Source organism: Agrobacterium leguminum, assembly GCF_005144435.2.
Lineage (GTDB): Bacteria > Pseudomonadota > Alphaproteobacteria > Rhizobiales > Rhizobiaceae > Agrobacterium > Agrobacterium leguminum.
The window spans coordinates 69974-90276 of sequence record NZ_CP120212.1 but is presented as its reverse complement, the minus strand read 5'-3'; the positions used below and the strand labels follow the sequence as shown (position 1 = coordinate 90276).

Below are 20303 nucleotides of genomic sequence, written 5' to 3'. Positions count from 1 at the left end.
ACCTTGGCGCGGAAATTTGGTTTTGTCACCGCATAAATTGCTTTTACGCGCCGTATCAATGAGGGAGGAGATCGGTCGCGGCGAGAAATTGCGCCATCATGCGCCCGCCGCCGGCCGTTCCGGGAGAATCACTTGTACGAAATTGTATTCTGTCATTCGCGTTCCACCGGGACGCGGGGAGGAGCGTTATGAAATCTCAGCGCTTCCTCGGGCTGGGATATCTGACGCCTTATATCGTCGGGCTTCTGGTTTTCACGGCCATCCCGTTTCTCGGCTCGCTCTATCTCAGCTTCACCCGTTACGATCTGATGAGCGATCCCAGCTGGGCGGGGCTAGCCAATTACGAGCGGCTTTTCACCCGCGACCGCACCTTCATGAAATCGCTGAACGTTACCCTGTTCTATGTGTTCTTGACGGTGCCGCTGAAGCTTGCCTTCGCGCTGTTCATTGCGGCCATACTCAATTATAAGCTGCAATTCATCAACTTCTTCCGCACCGCCTTTTACGTGCCGTCCATCCTCGGCGGCTCGATCGCGATTGCGGTTCTGTGGCGCTATATCTTTGCAAGCGAGGGGCTTGCCAATATGGCGCTGGCCGCTATCGGCCTGTCGCCGGTGGATTGGTTCGGCGATCCGGGCAACGCGCTTTTCACCATCACGCTGTTGCGCTGCTGGCAGTTCGGTTCGGCCATGGTGATCTTCCTCGCCGCCCTGCAATCCATCGACAAGTCGCTTTATGAGGCCGCGGCCATCGATGGCGCGGGCAAGGTGAGAACATTCTTCTTCATCACGCTGCCGCTTCTGACGCCGGTGATCTTCTTCAACCTCATCATGCAGATGGTTCAGGCATTCCAGGAGTTCAACGGGCCTTACATCATCACCCAGGGCGGGCCGCTGAAGTCCACTTATCTCTTGCCTCTTTACATCTATGACGAGGCCTTCAAGAAGTTCAACATGGGCTATGCCTCCGCCATCGCCTGGGTGCTCTTCACCATCATCACCGTGCTGACCCTCGTGGCCTTCTGGTCCTCGAAGAAGTGGGTCTATTACGCCGGCGACAAGCGGAACTGATGCCATGACCGATATCGCAACCCTAAACGACATGCAGGCGGCCCGCCGGGCGCGGCTGAGACTCGTCTCCACCTCTGTCCGCTACGTGCTTCTCTTCGCGGTCGGCCTCATCATGCTCTATCCGCTGATCTGGCTGGTGGGCGCAAGCTTCAAGACCAATTCGGAAATCTTCTCCGGCGCCGGCTTCATCCCCGATAATCCGACGCTGGACGGTTATATTCGCGGCTGGGAAACCTCGACGCCCTATACGTTCGGCCGGTTCTTCTGGAATTCGTTCCTGATCATCCTGCCGAAAGTCATCGGTACGGCGATTTCCTGCACCATGGCGGCCTATGCCTTCGCCCGCTTCGATTTTCCGCTGAAGAAGATCCTGTTCGGCTCGGTCATCGCCATCCTGCTGCTGCCGAATGTCGTTACTCGCATTCCGCAATATATCCTGTTTCGCGATCTCGGCTGGCTGGACAGTTTCCTGCCGCTCTGGGTGCCCTCGGCGCTCGCCGGCGATGCCTTCTTCGTTTTCATGCTGGTGCAGTTTCTGCGCTCGCTGCCATCGGACATGGAAGAGGCCGCCCGGGTGGATGGCGCCAACAGCCTGCAGACGCTGATTTACATCGTCGTGCCGATGCTGGCCCCGGCGCTGATCTCGGTTTGCCTGTTCCAGTTCATGTGGACGATGAACGACTTTCTCGGGCCGCTGATCTACCTGTCCTCGGTCGACAAATATCCGGTGAGCCTTGCGCTCAAACTCTCCATCGACACCACCGAAGCCTTTGAATGGAACCGCATCCTGGCGATGTCGGTGCTGACGATCGCGCTTGCGCTGATCGTGTTCTTCGCGGCGCAACGGTATTTCATTGAAGGGATCTCGTCTGGCGGGGTCAAGGGCTGAAAATGGCAAGCGTTCAACTTAAAAATCTCGAAAAAATCTATGGCGGCAGCTTCAAGGCCGTGCACGGCATCAATCTCGAGGTCGAGGATGGTGAGTTCATGGTCTTCGTCGGCCCTTCCGGCTGCGCCAAATCCACGACGCTGCGCATGGTGGCGGGGCTGGAGGAAATCACCGGCGGCGAAATCCTGATCGGCGACCAGCGCGTCAACGACCTGCCGCCCGGCAAGCGCTCCATCGCCATGGTGTTCCAGAATTATGCGCTTTATCCGCATATGAAGGTGCGCGGCAATCTCGCCTTCGGCCTGAAGATCGCCGGTGTCGCGAAGCCCGAGATTGAAAAAGCAATTGACAATGTCGCGCGCATTCTCGAAATCGAGCCGCTGCTCGACCGTCTGCCGAAACAGCTCTCGGGCGGGCAGGCGCAGCGTGTGGCGCTGGGCCGCGCGCTCATCAAGAAGCCCGGCGTGTTCCTGTTCGATGAGCCGCTGTCCAATCTCGATGCCAAGCTGCGCGCCTCCATGCGAGTGCGCATCACCGATCTGCACCGTCAGCTGAAGGCGGAAGGCCTGTCCTCAACGGTGATTTACGTCACCCATGACCAGACGGAGGCCATGACCATGGGCGACCGTATCTGCGTCATGCAGGCGGGCCGCATCATGCAGGTCGCGACACCGAAGGAGCTTTATAACCACCCCGCCAATCTCTTTGTTGCCGGCTTTATCGGTACGCCGGAAATGAACCTGGTGGATGTGGCAATCGACGGCGCGGAATTCGTCATCGCCGGCCAGCGGCTGCCCATCGGCGCGCATCTGGAGCAACGGCTTTCGGCGAGACCCGCAGACGCCGTCATCGGCATCCGCCCGCAGCATCTTGCGCTGGCGGGAGAAGCCGATGGCCCGGCGCTGCAGGCGAAACTCACCAATGCGGAATTCATGGGCCACGAGGTCTATCTGCATGCCGATCTCGGCGGCCAGAAAATCGTCAGCGTGGTCGGTGCGGCCGAATTCGAGGCGCTCGGGCGCGACGGCATCCTGCGGCTGAAGCCGGACCCGGAGAAGCTGCATATTTTCGACAAGGCCGACGGTCGCAACGTCTCGCTGTGAGGAGCGGACGGGTGTGCCTGATTTTTCGAGGAGGAGAAGAACAATGAAGACGATGACAAGAATGATGGCGATGCTCGCAGGCGCCGCTTATGTGGCGATGGCGACGGCCCCGGCGGCAGGTGCTGCGGAACTGCGCATGTCGTGGTGGGGCGGCGAAAGCCGCCACGTCGCCACCCAGAAAGCCATTGCCGCCTGTGGTGAGAAATACGGCCACACCGTCAAGGGCGAATTCACCGGATTCGACGGTTATCTGGAAAAGCTCACCACGCAGATGGCGGGCAAGACGGAGGCCGATATCGTTCAGGTCAACTGGCCTTGGCTGCCGCTGTTTTCCAAGAACGGCGAAGGTTTTGCCGATCTGCGCCAGCTGAAGCCGCTCGATCTTTCGCAATGGGCCGAGAGCGATCTGGACGCCGGTTCGATGAACGGCGTGTTGCAGGGGCTTTCCGTTTCCACTACCGGCCGCGTCTTCTTCTTCAACGCCACCACCTTCGAAAAGGCCGGCGTGGAAATTCCGAAGACCTGGGACGAGTTTTTCGCGGCAACGAAAACCATCAAGGAAAAGCTCGGCAAGGACTATTACACCTTCAATGCCGTGAAGGAGACTGCCCAGCTGCTGGTGACACTGGCTGTCGTGCAGAAGACCGGCAAGGATCTGGTCGATCCCAAGACCAACCGCGTGGCCTGGACGCCGGAGGAATTGGCCGAGGGTATCTCTTTCGTCGGCAAGCTGGTCGAAACCGGCTCCATCCGCTCGCAGAAAGAGGAAGCGGCCGACGGTAACGTCAATCTCTATGAAAAGCCGTCCTGGTCCGAAGGCCGCATCGCCGGTTCCTATGAATGGGATTCGACCTATTCGAAATATGCCGATCCGCTTAAGGAAGGGCAGGTTTTGAAACCGTTCCCGATGCTGAAGCTTGCCGATGCCGTGACCGAAGGCGTCTATCGCAAACCTTCCATGGTGTTTTCGATCTCGAAAAACTCCAGGAACCCGGAAGCGGCCGCGCAAATCCTGAACTGCCTGCTGAACGAACCGGAAGGCATCGATGCGCTCGGCACCTCGCGCGGCCTGCCCGCCTCGAAGGCTGCGGCGGCGCGTCTGGGCGACAAGGGCGAGCCGGAAGTGCGGGCCGCCAACGCCATCGTCATGGCGGCATCGGGACCGGTGGTATCGCCCTTCAACGAACACCCGGAAATCCGCTCGGGCTTCATCGATACGCTTGAGGAATATGCCTATGGCCAGTTAACGGCGGAAGAGGCCGCCGAGCAGATCATCGATACGACCAACGATGTTCTTGCCAAATTCGATTGACGACAACGGCCCGCCGTCGCCTCCATGGCGGCGGGCTCCCTATCCGGCTGCCGGATGATGTGAGGCATGTCCGCTAAAGGTTTGGCCGGACAGGCACCAAAGACGAGAAAAGAGCATGAACGAACCCCTTATCATCGCGTCTTCGGCGCGAACGGCAGCGCTTTGCCTTGCCGTGCCCGGCGCTCGCTATTTCCTTCCGTCCAAAACGGCATGGCGTCTGACGTCGCCGGATGGCGGCGAGCGGCGCGGTGAAACCGCGACCGTGGTGACGCTGCTGCATGATCTCTCCCCGGATACGTGCTATGTCTTCGAAGCGGAAGGGTTCGGACGGCTGGAGTTCAGAACCGCCCCCTGTGCCGGGCTTGTCGAGGCTGCGGCGTTCTCCCTGATGCCGGATGTTGCGCTCGATGATGAGACATGCGCGCGCGCCAATGCGCAGGCGCTGGAAAGGGCCGTGGCTGCGGTGCCGCAGGGTGGCACGTTGCGTCTCTCGGCCGGTCTCTGGACAGCCTTTCCCGTGCGTCTCAAAAGCAACATGACCTTTCACCTTGCCGAAGGAGCCGTGCTGCGCGCGCCCTCCACCCGCCGGGGCTGGCCGATCCTGCCTGCCCGCGATGAGGCAGGCCGCATGCTCGGAAGCTGGGAAGGCTTGCCGGATGCCTGTTTTGCCGCGCCGGTCCATGCCATCGCGGCAGACAATCTCGTCATCGAGGGCAGGGGCGTTATCGATGGTTCGGGCGACAGCGGCGACTGGTGGAGCTGGCCGAAAGAAACCCGCGATGGCGCGCGCCGGCCACGCGGCCTGCATCTCGTTTCCTGCCGGAAGACAAACCTGCTCGGTTTTACGATCCGAAACGCTGCCTCCTGGACGATCCATCCGCAGGGCTGCGAAGACTTGATCGCCGCCGGCCTCAGCATCGTCGCACCGCATGACAGCCCGAACACCGATGGTTTCAACCCCGAGAGCTGCCGTAACGTCACGATATCAGGCGTGCGCTTTTCGGTCGGCGACGATTGCATCGCGGTGAAGGCGGGAAAGCGCGGCCCCGATGGCGAGGACGATCATCTTGCGGAAACGCGCGGCATTCGGGTGCGCCATTGCCTGATGCAGCGCGGCCATGGCGGGCTGGTGATCGGTTCGGAAATGTCCGGCGGTGTACATGATGTGGCGGTTGAGGATTGCGACATGGTCGGCACGGATCGCGGCCTGCGTCTCAAGACACGGCGCGGGCGGGGCGGCACCGTCAGCAATATCGCCATGCGCCGGGTGCTGCTGGATGGCGTGCAGACCGCGCTTTCCGCCAATGCCCACTACCATTGCGATGCCGATGGACATGACGACTGGGTGCAGTCGCGAAACCCGGCGTCGGTCGATGGCGGCACGCCCTTTATCGACAGCATTAGTGTGGAGGACGTCGAAATCCGCAATCTCTCCCATGCGGCCGGCGCTTTTCTCGGCCTTCCCGAAGCACCTATCCGCAACATCGCCATCCGCAATCTCACCATCGTCTCGCGCGATCCTTCGGCCATCGCAACGCCGCCGATCATGGCCGACCGGGTGCGTTCCATGCGCCATGAGGCGATTGTTTTCGAGCAGGCGCATATAGTCTGCGATAATCCCGCCCTGTTGAGCGACGCTTCCGTTTCCATTGTGTCAGATTCCGATTGAGAAAACCGATGAAAGCCACTGAATATTTTGATCAATTCTCCAGTCGCTATATGCACTACAAGGGCGGGAGCTGGTGTTATGAGGATGGATGTGTCTATCGCGGCCTGCAGCAGCTGTTCGAGGCGACAGGGGAAGCGCGCTGGAACGACCATCTGCATCGTCTCGCCGATGCGCAGATAGCGCCAGACGGCACGCTCGCCGGTTACGATCCGCAGGAATATAATATCGACCATATCCTCGCCGGCCGTATCCTCTTTCCCCTTGCGGCGGAAACGGGCGATCCGCGTTACCTCGCTGCGGCGGAACATCTGGCGGGGCAACTGCGCAGCCATCCGCGCATCGCAGCCGGGAATTACTGGCACAAGAAGCGTTATCCGCATCAGGTCTGGCTGGACGGGCTTTACATGGGGCTTCCTTTCCAGATCGAATATGCGCAGGCGACGGGTCGGGCGGAACTGATCGACGATGCGCTGCGGCAGTTTTCAGCGGCGCTCGCGGCGACGGAGGATAGCGCTGGGTTCTATGCCCATGGTTACGACGACAGCCGCAGCCAGCGCTGGGCCGATCCTCAAAGCGGCAAGTCTCCCGCCATATGGGGGCGCGCGGTGGGCTGGCTCGCCATGGCGCTGGTGGACGCGCTGGCCATCCTGCCGGATGATGGCGCGACGGCGGCGCTTCGCAACAAGACGCAGTCGCTTCTGGCCGGCATCATCGCACGGCAGACCGAGACGGGGCTCTGGATGCAGGTTCTCGACAATCCGGGCCTTGCGGGCAATTACGAGGAAACATCCGCCTCGGCCATGTTTGCCTATGCCTTGCTGCACGCCGTGCGGCTGAAGCTCGTGCAGGGCGAAGAGGCGAATGCCGCCCTTTCTGCGGGTCGTCGCGCGCTTGAGGCGCTTCTTGAAACCCGGCTGAAAGCCGATGAAGAGGGTGTGATGCGCCTCACAGGCATCGTGCATGTCGCGGGCCTTGGCGGCTTCGAGGGCAATTACCGCGATGGAACGCCGGAATATTATCTGACCGAGCCGGTGGTGTCCGACGATGCCAAGGGCGTCGGGCCGCTGATGATGGCCTATGCCGAAAGCCTGCTTCTGGCCAAGCCGCAGGCGCAGGCTGTTTCAGCGGCGTGACGTCACGCCGCCCTTGCGAAGATCACGGTCTGGATCAGGCCCTGTTTCTTGTGGTTGGCAATGGTGATCGTGCCGCCGAAGCGCTCGATGATTTCCTTGGCGATGGCAAGACCCAACCCCACGCCGGGGATTGATTTGCGCCGCGCGAGGTCCACTCGGAAGAAGGGTTCGAACACCCGCCCGATCAGTTCCTGCGGAATGCCGGGGCCTTCGTCCCTGATCGTCACGACGATCTCGCTGTCGTCTCCGGTCAGATCGATATGCGCCTTCTTGCCATGGGTAACGGCGTTCAGGATGAGGTTGCGCAGGGCTCTTTTCAGCGCCAGCGGGGCCGCCTTGATGGTCATGGCGGCTTCCGGCTCGATGAAGTCGAGCGCACCGGCATGGCCGAGATCGGAAACATCGCTGACGATCTCGCTGAGAAGCGTGCCGATGTCGATCGTCTTGACGCTGTCCTGGCTGACCTCTTCCCGCACCAGAAGAATGGCGCTGTCGGCGATGGCGTCCAGCTCCTCGAGGTCCGCCAGCCATTTGGCCCGTTCCTCATCGTTCTCGATGAATTCCGCCCTCAGCCGCATGCGGGTCATCGGGGTTCTGAGATCGTGGCCGGCGGCGGCGACGAGGCGCATGCGGCTTTCCATCGCCCCCTTCAGGCGGGTGGCGAGTTCGTTCAGCGCCCGCGCCGTGGCGCGGATTTCGCCCGGTCCGGTTTCCGGCAGGTGCGGCAGCGAACCGTCAGGCCCGATGCTGGCGGCGGCATTTTCCAGCATGTCGAGCGGGCGGGTGATCTTGCTGGCGGCAAAGATCGAAACGGCGGCGCTGCCGAGAATGATCAGCCCGATCCACATGCCGAAAATCTTCCAGCCGCCCGGCGGCGGACCCATATGCGGAATTTCCGCAACCAGCCAGCCGCCTTTTTCCAGCGCGATAGCCGCCACGGGGGCAGGGTTTCCCGGCGAGCGGATGACCATCGCGGTGCGCGGCTCTCCGATACGGGCCAGCGCCTTTTCCAGAAATTCCGAAAGCATGCCGTCGAGATCGCCTTCCGGCGGTTTCTGTTCGATCTGGAAATAGCCGGGCTGCTGCAGGGAGGGATCGCGCTCGGCCATGGCCACGGCAAAGGCGAGGCTGCGGGCCAGCGGCTCGATGGTGGCGTCGGGCGGCGGCGGCTGCAATGTCCGGTCGGCCACAAAAGTCGCAAGCGCGATGACCGCGATGATGGAGACGATCATCAGCGCCGTGATGCGGTTTTTAAGCGAGCTCATCGCGGCACCGGCAGGGTTTTGACCTGAACCGTCATCTGGTAACCGCCATTGCGCACGGTCTTGAAGATCGGCGTTTGCGTGTCGGCGTCCAGCTTCTTGCGCAACCGGCTCATCAGTACGTCGATGGAGCGGTCGAACGGGCCGCGATCCTTGCCCTGCGTGAGATCGAGAAGCTGATCGCGGGAAAGCAGCCGGCCGGGCCTGTCGAGAAAGACTTTCAGCAAATCGAATTCCGCTCCCGTCAAATCTATCTTTTCACCGCTGGCGCGGATGACGGAGCGCTGCTCGGGATCGGCGGTGAAATCCGCAAAACCATAGGCGGCGGATGAGGGGCGGGGGGCTTCCTGCGGTGTGGCGCGGCGCAGCACGGCCTTGATGCGCGCCGTGAGTTCTCGCGGATTGAAGGGTTTGCCGAGATAGTCGTCTGCGCCGATTTCCAGCCCGACGATGCGGTCGACATCTTCCTTCAGCGCTGTCAGGAGAATGACCGGCGTGCGCGGCCGGCGGCCCTGCAGATCGCGGCAGATATCGAGGCCGGAGCCATCGGGCAACATCACGTCGAGCACGATGAGATCGGGATCGGAGCTCGCGATCTTTTCCTCGAACTCACGCCTGTCGGCGGCCATCGACACGCGGAACCCCTGCGAGCCGAGATATTTCGCGAGCAATGTGCGTATTTCCGGATCGTCATCGACGATCAATATATGTGTCACCGAAACTGTCGTCATATCGTCCAACCTTTTGATGCCACTATACATAAGCGCCGAAAAGAAACGGCGGATTTTTGCAACGAAAGCTTTCCGGGGCCGTTCTGGCAACATTCGGTTACAAATAGGCGGTTTGCGGAAGCAGCACGGAAACATTCGGACCAAAGCCGGAAACGCGACGCACCTATCGTCCTTTCATGTTGGAAAACGGAAGGAAGGTAAGATGAGAAACTCGCTACTGGCCACCGCCGTCATCGCGACAGCAATTATCGGCGTTTCCGCCGCCGCGCAGGCAGCGGGAGAGAATGCGCCCGCACCCCAGGCGACCGAACAGGCTGCGCCGCCGCCCGCCAATCTCGATCTCGGCCCGGACATCGGCCCGGATCGGGGTCCGGATGAAAGGCCGCTGCCGCCCCATATGCGCAGAATGCCCGGCCCGGATGTTCTCGGGCTGGCGACGAAGCTTTCGGCGGCCGAAATCTATCTCGGCGTCACGCCGGAGCAGCTCGGTCCATGGCGCGCCTATACCACGGCGCTGATCGATCTCGTTTCCCCCGGTCCGGAGCGCAATCCGCGTCCGCCGGTGGCGGGTGAAGGCAAGGCCAAGCCCGAGCCGCGTCTTGCGGGAGAGGAGCTCGCAGGCATTATCGCGCAGAAGGCGGAAAAGGCCAAAGCCTTGCAGGACGCCGTTGCGGCGCTGAAACCGAAGCTTTCGCCGCAGCAGGTGCTGAAGCTTGCCGAACTCGAGCGTGCGCTGATGCCGCCTCCGCCTCCCGGTCCGCGTCATGGCCCCGCAGAGCGCGGCGGCTTTGCTCCCCCGCATGGCGATATGAGGCCGCCGGTTCCCGAGGCGGAACGGGGCTGAGGCAACTATTCGAAGTTTCCTCCTTTAATCTGCCCCCCAGTAAAGGAGGAAATCAGCCGGCAACGGCTGGAGCCGGGGGATCGCACGCCTGCGATCCCCCGCGTGATTTTCAAGCAGGAAGATGATGATGAGATATTTTTATTTGGTGCTGGCAACGGCTTTTGGTTTGAGCTTTGCCTGGTCGGTGGCCGTGGCAAAGGACAAGCCCGTGCAACAGCCAGCGGCCAAATCCCGGCAGGATGAACAGCGGCGTCAGCCCGCCTGCGCGAAGGATCAGCGCGAAAAGACGGATTCCAGACGTCTTCGCAGCACCTGCCGCAAGGCCGCGGCGCGAAAATCCGCCTCTGCCTATGAATGGATCGAGGCGGACAAGGGTTTCATCCTCGTGAAACACGAGATGACGCCGGTTTCTTCCTTCGAGTGAACCGGCTGGACAGGACATCAATATGAAAACGGCACGCAAGGCAGGCGCATTGCTGGCGGTTGTCGCTCTCGCTGTGGGCGGCTACTGGCTGTCCTCGCAATATACGCGGGCGGCCACACCCGGCTATATCACCGCACCGGTGACGCGCGGCGATATCGAGCAGACGGTGCTGGCAACGGGAACGCTGAAACCCGTTCGCCTTGTCGCCGTCGGCGCGCAGGCCTCCGGCCGCATCACCGCCGTCAAGGTGGCGCTCGGCGATACGGTCAAGGCGGGCGATCTGATCGCCGAAATCGATTCCGTTACCCAGACGAACAGTCTGCGCACGGCGCAGGCGGCTCTTGCGAACGTGAAGGCGCAGCGCGTGGAGAAACAGGCGACGTTTGTTCTCAACCGCCAGAGCCTTGCCCGTCAGCAGGAGATGGTGTCGAAGAACGCCGCCTCCCGCGCCGATTTCGAAAGCGCCACCGCTGCCCTTGCCGTCACCGAGGCGCAGATCGAAGCCATCGACGCCCAGATCGAGGAAGCGCAGGTCGCGGTGGAAACGGCCGATGCCAATCTTGGCTATACGAAAATCACCGCGCCCATCGAAGGCACGGTTCTGTCGATCGTCAGCCAGGAAGGGCAGACCGTCAATGCCACCCAATCCGCGCCAACCATCGTCATTCTCGGCCAGCTCGACCGGATGACTGTGCGCACGGAAATTTCCGAGGCGGATGTAACGCGGGTCAAGCCGGACCTGCCGGTCTATTTCACCGTGCTCGGCGAGCCGCAGCAGCGTTACGACGCGACGCTCGCCTCGATAGAGCCGGCGCCGGAATCGGTGCGCAGCGATTCCAGCTTCAGTTCTTCGACCTCTTCATCCTCCAGCTCGTCCTCTTCCAGCACGTCGTCCTCCGAGGCGATCTATTATAATGGCGTGTTCGAAGTGCCGAACCCGGACGGCAAGCTGCGCACCTATATGACGGCGGAGGTCCATATCGTTCTCGGCGAAGCGAAGGACGTGCTGACCGTCCCCTCGGCGGCCCTTGGCAGCATGGACAGCGACGGCAGCTATGCGGTGCGTGTGGCCGGTGCCGATGGCAGGGTTTCCGAGCGCAAGGTCGAAATCGGGCTCAACAACAAGGTCACGGCGGAAGTGCGTTCCGGCCTTGCCGAGAATGAGCACGTGGTGACCGGCGAGCGTTCCACCGACACCACCACAAACGCCATGCCGGGGCCGGGCGGCCCGCCGATGGGGCTTTGAACCATGGCTGAACCTTTGATTTCGCTTAAATCGGTGCGGCGGGATTATCCCTCCGGCGAAGGCACGATCAGCGTGCTCAAGAACATCGACCTCACCATCGAGGCTGGTGAGATGGTGGCGATCGTCGGTGCGTCCGGGTCGGGCAAGTCGACGCTGATGAATATTCTCGGCTGCCTCGACCGCCCGACATCGGGTAGCTACAGCATCAGGGGCCAGGAAACGGGCAATCTCGATGCCGACGCGCTTTCGGCGCTCAGGCGTGAAAATCTCGGCTTCATCTTCCAGCGCTACCATCTGCTCGCCGAGCTGACGGCGCTCGGCAATGTCGAAATTCCGGCGATCTATGCCGGCAAGACGCAGGGCGACCGCAGGCACAATGCCGCAAGGCTGCTTGGCCGCCTCGGCATGGCGGAACGCCTCGATCACCGTCCCGGCCAGCTTTCCGGCGGCCAGCAGCAGCGCGTTTCCATCGCCCGCGCCCTGATGAACGGTGCCGAGATCATTCTTGCCGACGAGCCGACCGGCGCGCTCGACAGCGCCAGCGGCGACGAGGTGCTGCGCATCCTCGGCGAGCTGCATGCCGAAGGCCGCACCGTCATCATCGTTACCCATGACATGTCGATTGCCAGACGCGCCGGGCGGATCATCGAAATCAGCGACGGCACGATTATTTCCGACCGCAGGACGGATGCAACGCCCGTACCGCAGGACGATGCCAAACCCGCTGCCGTTTCCGGCGGGTCTTCCGGTCTTGCGGGTCTCGTTTCTTCCCTGCGCGAGGCGTTGCGCATGGCGCTTCTGTCGATGCGGGCGCACAAGCTGCGCACTTTTCTCACCATGCTCGGCATCATCATCGGCATCGCCTCGGTCATCAGCGTCGTGGCGCTGGGGCAGGGGTCGCAGCAGCGGGTGCTGCAGAACATATCGAGTCTTGGCACCAACACGCTGGAAATCTTCGCGGGCAAGGATTTCGGCGACATAAGGTCGGGCAAGATCACCACGCTCGTCGTTTCCGATGCCGAAGCGCTTGCCAAGCAATCCTATGTCGCGGCGGTGACGCCGACGGTCTCGACCTCCAGCACGGTGCGTTTCGGTGCGAAGGAGGCGAATGCGCTGGTGAACGGAGTCAGCGAGCGCTATTTCGTCGCCAAGGGCACCAAGCTGTCGCAGGGCCGCTTTTTCGATGGCGGAAGCGTCGCGCAGAAGGCGCAGGAAGTGGTGATCGACGAAAATACCCGCAAATCGCTGTTTGCGGATTTCGACGGCAGCCCTGTCGGCCAGGTCATTCTCATCGGCAAGGTGCCGGCCCGCATCGTTGGCGTCACGCAGGCGCAGCAGGGCGGTTTCGGCTCAAGCCAGAACCTGTCGCTCTACCTGCCTTATACCGCCGTCCAGTCGCGCTTTCTCGGCAGCCTGTCGCTGCGCAGCATCACGGTGCAGGTGGCCGACGATGTCGATGCCTCAATCGCCGAGCAGGCGGTGACGACGCTTCTGACCCAGCGGCACGGCACACGGGATTTCTACATTCTCAACACCGACGATATCCGCCAGACCATCACCAGCACCACGCAGACACTGACCCTTCTGATTGCCGCCATTGCGGTGATTTCGCTGCTGGTCGGCGGCATCGGGGTAATGAACATCATGCTCGTTTCTGTGTCCGAACGTGTATCGGAAATCGGCGTGCGCATGGCGGTGGGCGCGAGACGCACCGATATTCTGCGGCAGTTCCTGATCGAGGCCGTGCTCGTCTGCATCATCGGCGGCACGCTGGGCGTGCTGGGCAGCCTCGGCTTCGGCGCGCTTTTCTCCGCCTTCAGCAGCAATTTCGCCATGGTCTATTCCACGGCGTCGATCATCGCCGCCTTCGTCTGCTCGACGCTGATCGGCGTTGTCTTCGGTTATCTACCGGCGCGCAACGCGTCGAAGCTCGATCCTGTCGCAGCTTTGTCTGCGGGGTAAATCCCCCCGCCGGTCACGCCTTGTTTTTTTCGACGAAGCGGATGGCGTCGCCAACGGTCAGGATCGTGCTTGCGGCGGAATCTGGAATTTCCACCCCGAATTCCTCTTCGATTTCCATGACGATCTGAACGGTCTCGAGCGAATCCGCACCGAGATCGTCAGCAAAACTGGCCTCGTCCACGATGGTGGCAGGGTCTGCGCCAAGCTGGTCCACGATGATTTTTCTGATACGTTCTGCAATGGTGGACATGTGAGACTCCGCGAAAGTTGCCTGCCGCCGAACGCCGCCCCATCTGAATTTGCGCCGAAGATATCCAAGCGAAATCAAACTGAAGTTTCGAAAGGACAGGGCACAGAGTCAAAGGCTCGGAAGATCGATGACATCCGGACGTAGCACGCCTTTCGCAGCGGCGAAAGGGTGTCGATCACCCGTTAGTATTCCATAATAATATGGGACGTTCGCCACGTTAAACAGTTTGTGACTGGCAGCGGTGAACCGCAACGCGGTAAAGCTCGTTGCCTGTGAACCTTAAATCCGTCAGCCACACCGAGCCTCATGCCATGGTCCAGTCGTCTCCGGAACGCTTCATATTGCTCGACGGCATAAGGGGCGTGGCCGCCCTTTTCATCGTTCACCGCCACGCCGAGGATCTGTTCGGGAAAAGCACGGCTTCGAGCTATCTCGCCGTGGATCTGTTTTTTGCGCTCAGCGGTTTCGTGCTCGCGCATGCCTATAGCCGGAAACTGGCCGAAGGGGCGATTACGCCAGGCTTTTTCATGAAGGCGCGCTTCGCACGTCTTTACCCTCTTTATGGGCTGGCGCTGGCCCTGATGGCGGCCTATTTCATCTGTCTCTACGTGCTAGGCCTGCCGACGCCGATCGACGATCTGCATCGTCCCATCGATCCCGGCGAGCTTGCTTTCGCCCTGGTAACGGGGCTGCTCTTTTTGCCGGCACCCTTCACGCTTACCCTGAACGGTGCGCTGTTTCTCGTCAGCCCGGCATGGTCGCTTTTCAATGAGCTGGTGGTGAATGCGTTTTACGCCCGCTTCGGTGTCCGGGCCACGACGAAACAGACCGCCGCGGTGCTCATTGTCAGCGCCCTTGTGCTGATGGTAGCCGCCGCCGAGTTCGGCCGTCTGCATGCCGGTTTTCGCTGGCATGAAATGTATGCCGGCATGGGGCGGGTGTTCTTCTCGTTTTTTGCCGGCGTGCTGATTTACCGTTTCCGCAATCGCATACCGCAGTTGAAACCCTTTCAGGCGGCGCTTTGCCTTCTGCTGGTCTGTTTCATTCTGGCCGTGCCGATGTCGCGCGAGCTTCGGCCGTTCTTCGATCTTGCGGTTGTCCTCGTCGTCTGGCCGCTGCTGCTGTTCGTCGCCAGCAAGACGGTTCCGGGGCGCGGGGTGGGAATGGTGTCGGCGTTTCTCGGCACGGCGTCCTATGCGGTCTATGTGCTGCATGTTCCGCTTCTGGCCTGGACGGAGCTTCTGATCCCCGCGGTACACCGGGAAAACCTTGCTTTGCCGGCCGGCATTGTTTTCCTCATCGGCACGACGTGCCTGTCATGGTGGCTGACGGTCCATTACGATCAGCCCGTTCAGAAATGGCTGAAGAACCGGTTGAGAAAGCGGAGCGAAATCCGCCAGCCGGTATGACCCTGCCGCGCGGCTGAAAACCTCAATAATGGGCGAAAATCGGGGCAGTCAGCACGAAAGCTGCGACGAGGCTGATGATCGTCAGTTTCGCCGCTCGCATGCGGCGCATTTTGCGGCCGCTCCAGTCATACGTCATACTCACCTCCACGCAGACGCAAAACTTACCGGCATGGGAAACAACCGAAGTCTGGCGAAGACCGGTCATGGTCCCGCAACACCTCGAATGCACATTCCATACCCAAGATTCCCGGGACGCGCCTGATCGCGCGCGGGACGCTCAATTTCAGTGTTGCCTGATATACGGCTTTTGCCAAGCCGTTATTTTCATCGGTGATTTTGAAGACCGCCACGAAAAGGGCGGCAAGTCCATCACCGGTAGAGGGGCGGCAGGCCCTGAATGGCGTAACGCGGCAGCGGTTTCCACGGTTTTACGCGTTCATGTTTGTGAACGCCGAACAGGAACAGCATTTCCTCCGAAATATCGGCAGGGTCGGTCAAGCCATCCTGAAAGAGTTGGATCACCTTGCGGGCGGCACTGTTGTAGAGAATGACTTCGTCATCCATGGTGTGGCTGTCATAACCGAGACCTTCCAGCACTGACTGGAGCATTTTCAGGTCCTGCGATGTGATGATGCAATTTTCATATGCGGAAGACATGACGTCCTCCTTTCCTGTGGAGGTCAAAAAGCCGGAGCGTCGCGCTACCGTCCAGAGGCGGTGCGGGGACGCTTCAACGCCTTGAAACGCGGGCGACGTCAGGGAAACCGTTTCCGGCCCATGCCGTCATGCGTGTCGCGTGAATTCCGGATCGTTCCCGCCGGGTACAGGCGGGACAGGGCTGGGGGTGCAACAGGCCTGACGGCGGCAACGCCCTTTAATTACCGATGAAAAAGCCTGCGCTGATTAAGGGGAATAGGCAAGTTAATTCCGCTGGTGACGGCGGAAGATGCGGCAGCCGCTGCCGCAGGCAACAAAAAAGGCCGGGGCATATTGCACCGACCTTCCTCATATCGCTCTCAACACCCGTGCCAATACATCCGTGGTCAAAAGTCTGAAGCGACTAAAACAACTGCGAACGTCGATTTCATTCGCGCTCACCAGCAGTTGCCATGTGAGCTGTCTAAATGGGCAATGTGGCCAAAACAAGTCCGGTATCCATGGCGGTGCTTTTATTCGCCATGACATGCCGGCCCGCACGACGCTTATTTCTTTTTGGCATCCGCTGTCGTGGCGTTTGCGAACTTGACCTGCGAACCGGCGGGCGGCGCGGCAGGTGCTTTCGTCTTGTCCTTCTTCGGTTTGCGGATTTCCTTGTTGCTGCGCAATTGACCCTTGGCCATGGTGTCCTCCTCCTGTTGGATTGATGCGGCCTCGAGCGGCTATGAGACAACCCGTTCAAGACCCGTTCGACCGGGCGATGCTGGAAATCCGGCCAGTCAGTTCTTGCCGGATCGTTTTTTTGCGGAAACCGGCGCGTCGGCGATAATCGTCGCTTCCTGTGCTTCGCGAAGCTGCCGAAGGCGTTCCGTTTTGCGGGCGCGCTGGTCGGCCTCGGCGTTTATGATCTGCTTTGCGGCGTTATCCGTCAATGACGCCCTGTCCTGTGCGGATAGTTTGCCGGGTTTGAAAAAAGTTTCCTTTGACGCGGCCATGGCATTCTCCTTTATGGAAGAGCGGTATCGGACGGCTAGCGGGGGTGGGTAACCTTTTTGGGGACAGGCAGCAGCCCTTCGCGCTGAATTTTCTTCTTTGCCCTCTTGCGGCGGTGGCGCATGGCTTAGGCTTCTTCGCGGACGCGCTTTTTCCCTGGCCCAAAAACAAAAGGCCGGGCTTTGACCCGACCTCTCACAATCATTCTAACCGGCAGCCAGTACATCCGTGGTCTGCGGGATCAAATGACGAATATCAAGCTGCCTGAAGGTTATCAGCCGAGCTTTTGCCGGACCGACGGTCCTGGACGATCTCGTAGCTGATCTTCTGGCCGTCGTTCAGCGAACGCATGCCAGCGCGCTCAACAGCGGAAATGTGAACGAAAACGTCCGCGCCGCCATTGTCAGGCTGAATGAAGCCGAAGCCCTTGGTGGCGTTGAACCACTTTACAGTACCAGTGTTCATAACGATTTCCTTTCGTAGAATCGTTGTGGTTCCCGCGATACCTTGCGGGATAAGATCGATTATTTGAGAGGAAATCCGACGGGGAACACAGCGTTCCAGAACGACGTCACAAGCAATGGTCGATGAGGAAAATATAGGCGCAATTTTTGATTTTGCAATGGGCCCTGAAGGAAAAAGCGCCGGCGAGCGGCGGCTCATCGGCTAAGTATCTGGTTCACGGCGCTATTTCCCGCTGACCCAAACGTGCGCCCGATCTGGCGCGGCCTTTGGTCTCGCGCGCATCAACCTCCGCCGGGAGACACGTCTTTCGCACCGTCATCCGGCAGGCTGCCTGTGCCCGGCGTCTTGTCATAGTCGGTGAGGGACGGTTTGGCGTGCGGGCCGGCGGGAGGAATGTCGTTCGGGCTGGAAGGCCCTTTGTCGACTGTTTTCGGCTTCGTTTTCTTCGTCATGTCGCGTCCTCCTTTTAAAAGGAAAACGCAGGGGAAAAGGCGCGGGTTCCGTTTCCACGCAGCGCGGGCGCGCTTTTCCGCCGTCAGCGGCGGGAACGCGGCTTTTTCTCTTCCCGGTTCATATCTCGCCCGACCCATTTGAAGAATACGACGAGGCTGACGCCGATAATGATGAGCGGAACGAAGGATTCAAAACTGGACATGACTCACTCTTTCTTCCCCCGGCGACCATTTTACCGGCATGGAAGAAGCGCGTAATCTGCGGAATATCGTCCGTTCTTTTTTGGCAATTGCCGTCTGCGGCCCAGCTGCCGATGGGCCGCAGACGAAGGCGGTTAAACCGGCAGCGATTTCACCGCCGCCGTGCCGCCTTCACGGGCGCTTTTCAGCGCCGCCACGCCTGTCAGAACGGACATGGCGCCGGCGCGCGAACCCGCCCGCTGCCGCAGCCGGTCGTTGTAGCCGGGCTTGAAGATCATGTCGCGCATGCGGTTGTCGCCGCCATAATGGCCGCCCGGCTCATGCGGCACCCAGATATGCTCGACACCGCCGCCGAAGCTTTTCACCAGCAGGATTTCATCGGCCGGCGGTTCCGTCCAGGGCTGCTTTTCATACTGGCGCATCTCGATGCGGCCCTTATGGCCGTTGAAGGCAATGTGGTGGCCCTCGATCGGCATATAGGTGTTGAGCGAATAGGAGACCTGCACGCCGCTGGCATAACGGATCGAGGCGCTCATCGTGTCGGGAATATCGATCTCCTCGCGGAAGACGCAGGCATCGCGCACATAACCGTCCACCGCCGAAGGGTCTTCATAAAGCGCATCGAGAAAAGGATCGGCGCCGAGATCCATGAAATAATCGCACTCGCTTTTGTGCGGACAGGTGCGACAGCGCGTTCCGCGGAACGGGCCGTTCTTGCCATAATGCAGCAATTGCCCAAAGCCCTTCACCTCCACGGGATCGGAATCGAGATACCAGTTCAGCAGATCGAAATGGTGCGTGGCCTTGTGCACGAACAGGCTGCCGGAATGCTCGGTGAAGGCGTGCCAACGGCGGAAATAATCCGCGCCGTGCTGGTTATCGAGATACCAGTGGAAATCGACCGAAGTGACGGTGCCGATGGCGCCTTCGTCGATCAGCTCCTTGATGCGGGCGGCGGTGGGAGAGAAGCGATAGTTAAAGGAAACGTCGACCCGGCGGCCGCTTTTGGCCTCCGCCGCGCGAATGCGGTCGATCTTTTCCGGGGTGGTGGTCATGGGCTTTTCGCTGATGACATCGGCCCCGCCTTCGAGCGCCCGGATGATGATGTCGTCATGGGTGTCGTCAGGTGTGCAGACGATCACCAGTTCGGGTCGCTGCTCCTCCATCATCCGGTCGAAATCGTCGTAAAGCGGCGCGTTCGATCCCATCATGGCGCGGGCGCGTTCGGCGCGCATCAGGTTCAGGTCGCAAATGCCGACCAGTTCGACATAGTCGCTCCAGCCGGCCAGCAATTCGCGGCCCCACATGGTGGTGCCGCGATTGCCGGTGCCGACCAGCGCATAGCGTTTGCGTTTCACCTTTTCAGGCATCGTCTCTCTCCCGGATAATCAACAAACAGTCTTGAAACGCTCGACCACGGTGGCGAGGACCTCGTCCATCGGGCGCGCCTGCCAGCGATGCGAAAAGATTTCCACTTCCTGCGGGCCGTGGAAGCCGGCAGCCTCGATCATGGCGCGAAATGCCTTCAGGTCAATCACGCCGTCGCCCATCATGCCGCGATCGTTGAGCGGATCGGTGGTCGGCACCAGCCAGTCGCAAATATGGTGGGCGAGAATTTGCCCGTTTCTGCCCGCACGCGCCACCTGTTCCTCCAGTTCCGGGTCCCACCAGACATGATAGACATCGATGGCGACACCGGTTCCAGACCCCAGCCTGTCGCAGAGATCGAGCGACTGTTTCAGCGTGTTGAAGCAGGCGCGGTCGGCGGCATAGAAGGGGTGCAGCGGCTCGATGGCGAGCGGCACGCCGGCAGCCCGCGCATAGGGAAGAAGCTCGGCCATGCCGTCCTCCACCATCTGCCGGGCGCCTTTCAGATCGCGTGAGCCGGCGGGCAGGCCGCCCACGACCAGCACAAGGCAATCGGCCTTCATGGCGGCTGCCTCATCGACGGCGCGTTTATTGTCCTCGATGGCGAGGCGGCGGCCTTCGGCATTGGGCGCAGGGAAGAAGCCGCCCCGGCAATGGCCGCTGAGGCGCAGCCCGTTCCGTTCGACAATGCGGGCGGCTTCAGCAAGGCCAACGCCATGGACCTGCTCGCGCCAGGGCGAGATGGCGGTGATGCCATGGGCAAGGCAGGCATCGACGATTGCGCCGAAATCGCCGCCCTGCCGCACGGTGGCGAAATTAATGGAAAGGCCTTCAATGCTCATCTCGGTATCTCCCCTTATTTT

The 20303-nt window shown here is 60.8% G+C and carries 21 protein-coding genes and 1 pseudogene; 11 read left to right on the top strand and 11 right to left on the bottom strand.

The window, feature by feature from the left end:
* Window positions 1-188: 188 nt before the first annotated feature.
* The 6 genes from CFBP4996_RS14955 to CFBP4996_RS14930 all read left to right on the top strand — a co-directional run bounded on the left by CFBP4996_RS14955 (window position 189) and on the right by CFBP4996_RS14930 (window position 7176).
* Window positions 189-1070, top strand: coding sequence for a carbohydrate ABC transporter permease (locus CFBP4996_RS14955; RefSeq protein WP_020812253.1), 882 nt, complete (start codon window positions 189-191; stop codon window positions 1068-1070).
* Window positions 1071-1074: 4 nt separating this feature from the next.
* Window positions 1075-1959: a carbohydrate ABC transporter permease gene (locus tag CFBP4996_RS14950; protein ID WP_080854715.1), complete on the top strand. Its 885-nt coding sequence runs from the start codon at window positions 1075-1077 to the stop codon at window positions 1957-1959.
* Window positions 1960-1961: 2 nt separating this feature from the next.
* The gene (locus CFBP4996_RS14945) at window positions 1962-3062 is read left to right on the top strand and encodes an ABC transporter ATP-binding protein (RefSeq protein ID WP_080854716.1); all 1101 of its coding nucleotides are present in this window, start codon (window positions 1962-1964) and stop codon (window positions 3060-3062) included.
* A gap of 43 nt (window positions 3063-3105) precedes the next feature.
* A complete protein-coding gene (locus CFBP4996_RS14940) occupies window positions 3106-4374 on the top strand; it encodes an ABC transporter substrate-binding protein (protein ID WP_020809390.1) in 1269 nt (422 codons plus the stop codon).
* Window positions 4375-4489: 115 nt separating this feature from the next.
* Window positions 4490-6043, top strand: a complete 1554-nt coding sequence (pglA, locus tag CFBP4996_RS14935; protein WP_080854717.1) for a polygalacturonase PglA — start codon at window positions 4490-4492, stop codon at window positions 6041-6043.
* A gap of 8 nt (window positions 6044-6051) precedes the next feature.
* Window positions 6052-7176, top strand: coding sequence for a glycoside hydrolase family 88/105 protein (locus CFBP4996_RS14930; protein WP_080854718.1), 1125 nt, complete (start codon window positions 6052-6054; stop codon window positions 7174-7176).
* Window positions 7177-7178: 2 nt separating this feature from the next.
* Here CFBP4996_RS14930 and CFBP4996_RS14925 read toward each other — a convergent pair whose 3' ends face one another.
* Together CFBP4996_RS14925 and CFBP4996_RS14920 are read right to left on the bottom strand one after the other, a co-directional pair.
* Window positions 7179-8441 carry an ATP-binding protein gene (locus CFBP4996_RS14925; protein WP_080854719.1) on the bottom strand — a complete coding sequence of 421 codons (1263 nt, stop codon included), beginning with the start codon at window positions 8439-8441 and terminating at the stop codon, window positions 7179-7181.
* The gene (locus CFBP4996_RS14920) at window positions 8438-9169 is read right to left on the bottom strand and encodes a response regulator (protein WP_196248079.1); all 732 of its coding nucleotides are present in this window, start codon (window positions 9167-9169) and stop codon (window positions 8438-8440) included. The genes CFBP4996_RS14925 and CFBP4996_RS14920 overlap by 4 nt, the downstream gene beginning before the upstream one ends.
* A gap of 202 nt (window positions 9170-9371) precedes the next feature.
* Between CFBP4996_RS14920 and CFBP4996_RS14915 the strand changes: the two genes are divergently transcribed.
* The 4 genes from CFBP4996_RS14915 (at window position 9372) to CFBP4996_RS14900 (ending at window position 13645) form a co-directional block, all read left to right on the top strand.
* A complete protein-coding gene (locus tag CFBP4996_RS14915; protein WP_080854720.1) occupies window positions 9372-10013 on the top strand; it encodes a hypothetical protein in 642 nt (213 codons plus the stop codon).
* Between the two features lie 127 nt (window positions 10014-10140).
* Complete coding sequence (locus tag CFBP4996_RS14910; RefSeq protein WP_137396253.1) at window positions 10141-10437, top strand: hypothetical protein; 297 nt, start codon at window positions 10141-10143, stop codon at window positions 10435-10437.
* A 22-nt stretch (window positions 10438-10459) separates the two neighbouring features.
* Window positions 10460-11683, top strand: a complete 1224-nt coding sequence (locus CFBP4996_RS14905; protein WP_080854721.1) for an efflux RND transporter periplasmic adaptor subunit — start codon at window positions 10460-10462, stop codon at window positions 11681-11683.
* Window positions 11684-11686: 3 nt separating this feature from the next.
* On the top strand, window positions 11687-13645 hold the full coding sequence (locus CFBP4996_RS14900; protein WP_080854722.1) for a MacB family efflux pump subunit: 1959 nt from the start codon (window positions 11687-11689) through the stop codon (window positions 13643-13645).
* Between the two features lie 13 nt (window positions 13646-13658).
* On the opposite strand, the gene CFBP4996_RS14895 is transcribed toward CFBP4996_RS14900, so the two are convergent.
* A complete protein-coding gene (locus CFBP4996_RS14895) occupies window positions 13659-13895 on the bottom strand; it encodes an acyl carrier protein (RefSeq protein ID WP_003520197.1) in 237 nt (78 codons plus the stop codon).
* A 311-nt stretch (window positions 13896-14206) separates the two neighbouring features.
* Between CFBP4996_RS14895 and CFBP4996_RS14890 the strand changes: the two genes are divergently transcribed.
* Window positions 14207-15304: an acyltransferase family protein gene (locus CFBP4996_RS14890; protein WP_080854723.1), complete on the top strand. Its 1098-nt coding sequence runs from the start codon at window positions 14207-14209 to the stop codon at window positions 15302-15304.
* Between the two features lie 369 nt (window positions 15305-15673).
* Here the strand turns inward: CFBP4996_RS14890 and CFBP4996_RS14885 are convergent, their stop codons facing one another.
* The 8 genes and pseudogenes from CFBP4996_RS14885 to CFBP4996_RS14850 all read right to left on the bottom strand — a co-directional run bounded on the left by CFBP4996_RS14885 (window position 15674) and on the right by CFBP4996_RS14850 (window position 20282).
* Window positions 15674-15961, bottom strand: a complete 288-nt coding sequence (locus CFBP4996_RS14885) for a hypothetical protein (protein ID WP_080854724.1) — start codon at window positions 15959-15961, stop codon at window positions 15674-15676.
* A gap of 545 nt (window positions 15962-16506) precedes the next feature.
* On the bottom strand, window positions 16507-16644 hold the full coding sequence (locus CFBP4996_RS14880) for a hypothetical protein (protein ID WP_020809401.1): 138 nt from the start codon (window positions 16642-16644) through the stop codon (window positions 16507-16509).
* Window positions 16645-16740: 96 nt separating this feature from the next.
* Window positions 16741-16956, bottom strand: a complete 216-nt coding sequence (locus tag CFBP4996_RS14875) for a hypothetical protein (RefSeq protein WP_020809402.1) — start codon at window positions 16954-16956, stop codon at window positions 16741-16743.
* Window positions 16957-16991: 35 nt separating this feature from the next.
* A pseudogene (locus CFBP4996_RS14870) lies at window positions 16992-17159 on the bottom strand (30S ribosomal protein S21).
* Between the two features lie 50 nt (window positions 17160-17209).
* Window positions 17210-17419 (bottom strand): cold-shock protein, encoded by a 210-nt coding sequence (locus CFBP4996_RS14865; protein WP_003520191.1) that lies wholly within the window; start codon window positions 17417-17419, stop codon window positions 17210-17212.
* A 281-nt stretch (window positions 17420-17700) separates the two neighbouring features.
* The gene (locus CFBP4996_RS14860; RefSeq protein ID WP_162936114.1) at window positions 17701-17871 is read right to left on the bottom strand and encodes a hypothetical protein; all 171 of its coding nucleotides are present in this window, start codon (window positions 17869-17871) and stop codon (window positions 17701-17703) included.
* A gap of 335 nt (window positions 17872-18206) precedes the next feature.
* The gene (locus CFBP4996_RS14855) at window positions 18207-19442 is read right to left on the bottom strand and encodes a Gfo/Idh/MocA family protein (protein WP_080854725.1); all 1236 of its coding nucleotides are present in this window, start codon (window positions 19440-19442) and stop codon (window positions 18207-18209) included.
* A gap of 18 nt (window positions 19443-19460) precedes the next feature.
* Window positions 19461-20282: a sugar phosphate isomerase/epimerase family protein gene (locus CFBP4996_RS14850; RefSeq protein WP_080854726.1), complete on the bottom strand. Its 822-nt coding sequence runs from the start codon at window positions 20280-20282 to the stop codon at window positions 19461-19463.
* Between the last annotated feature and the right edge of the window lie 21 nt (window positions 20283-20303).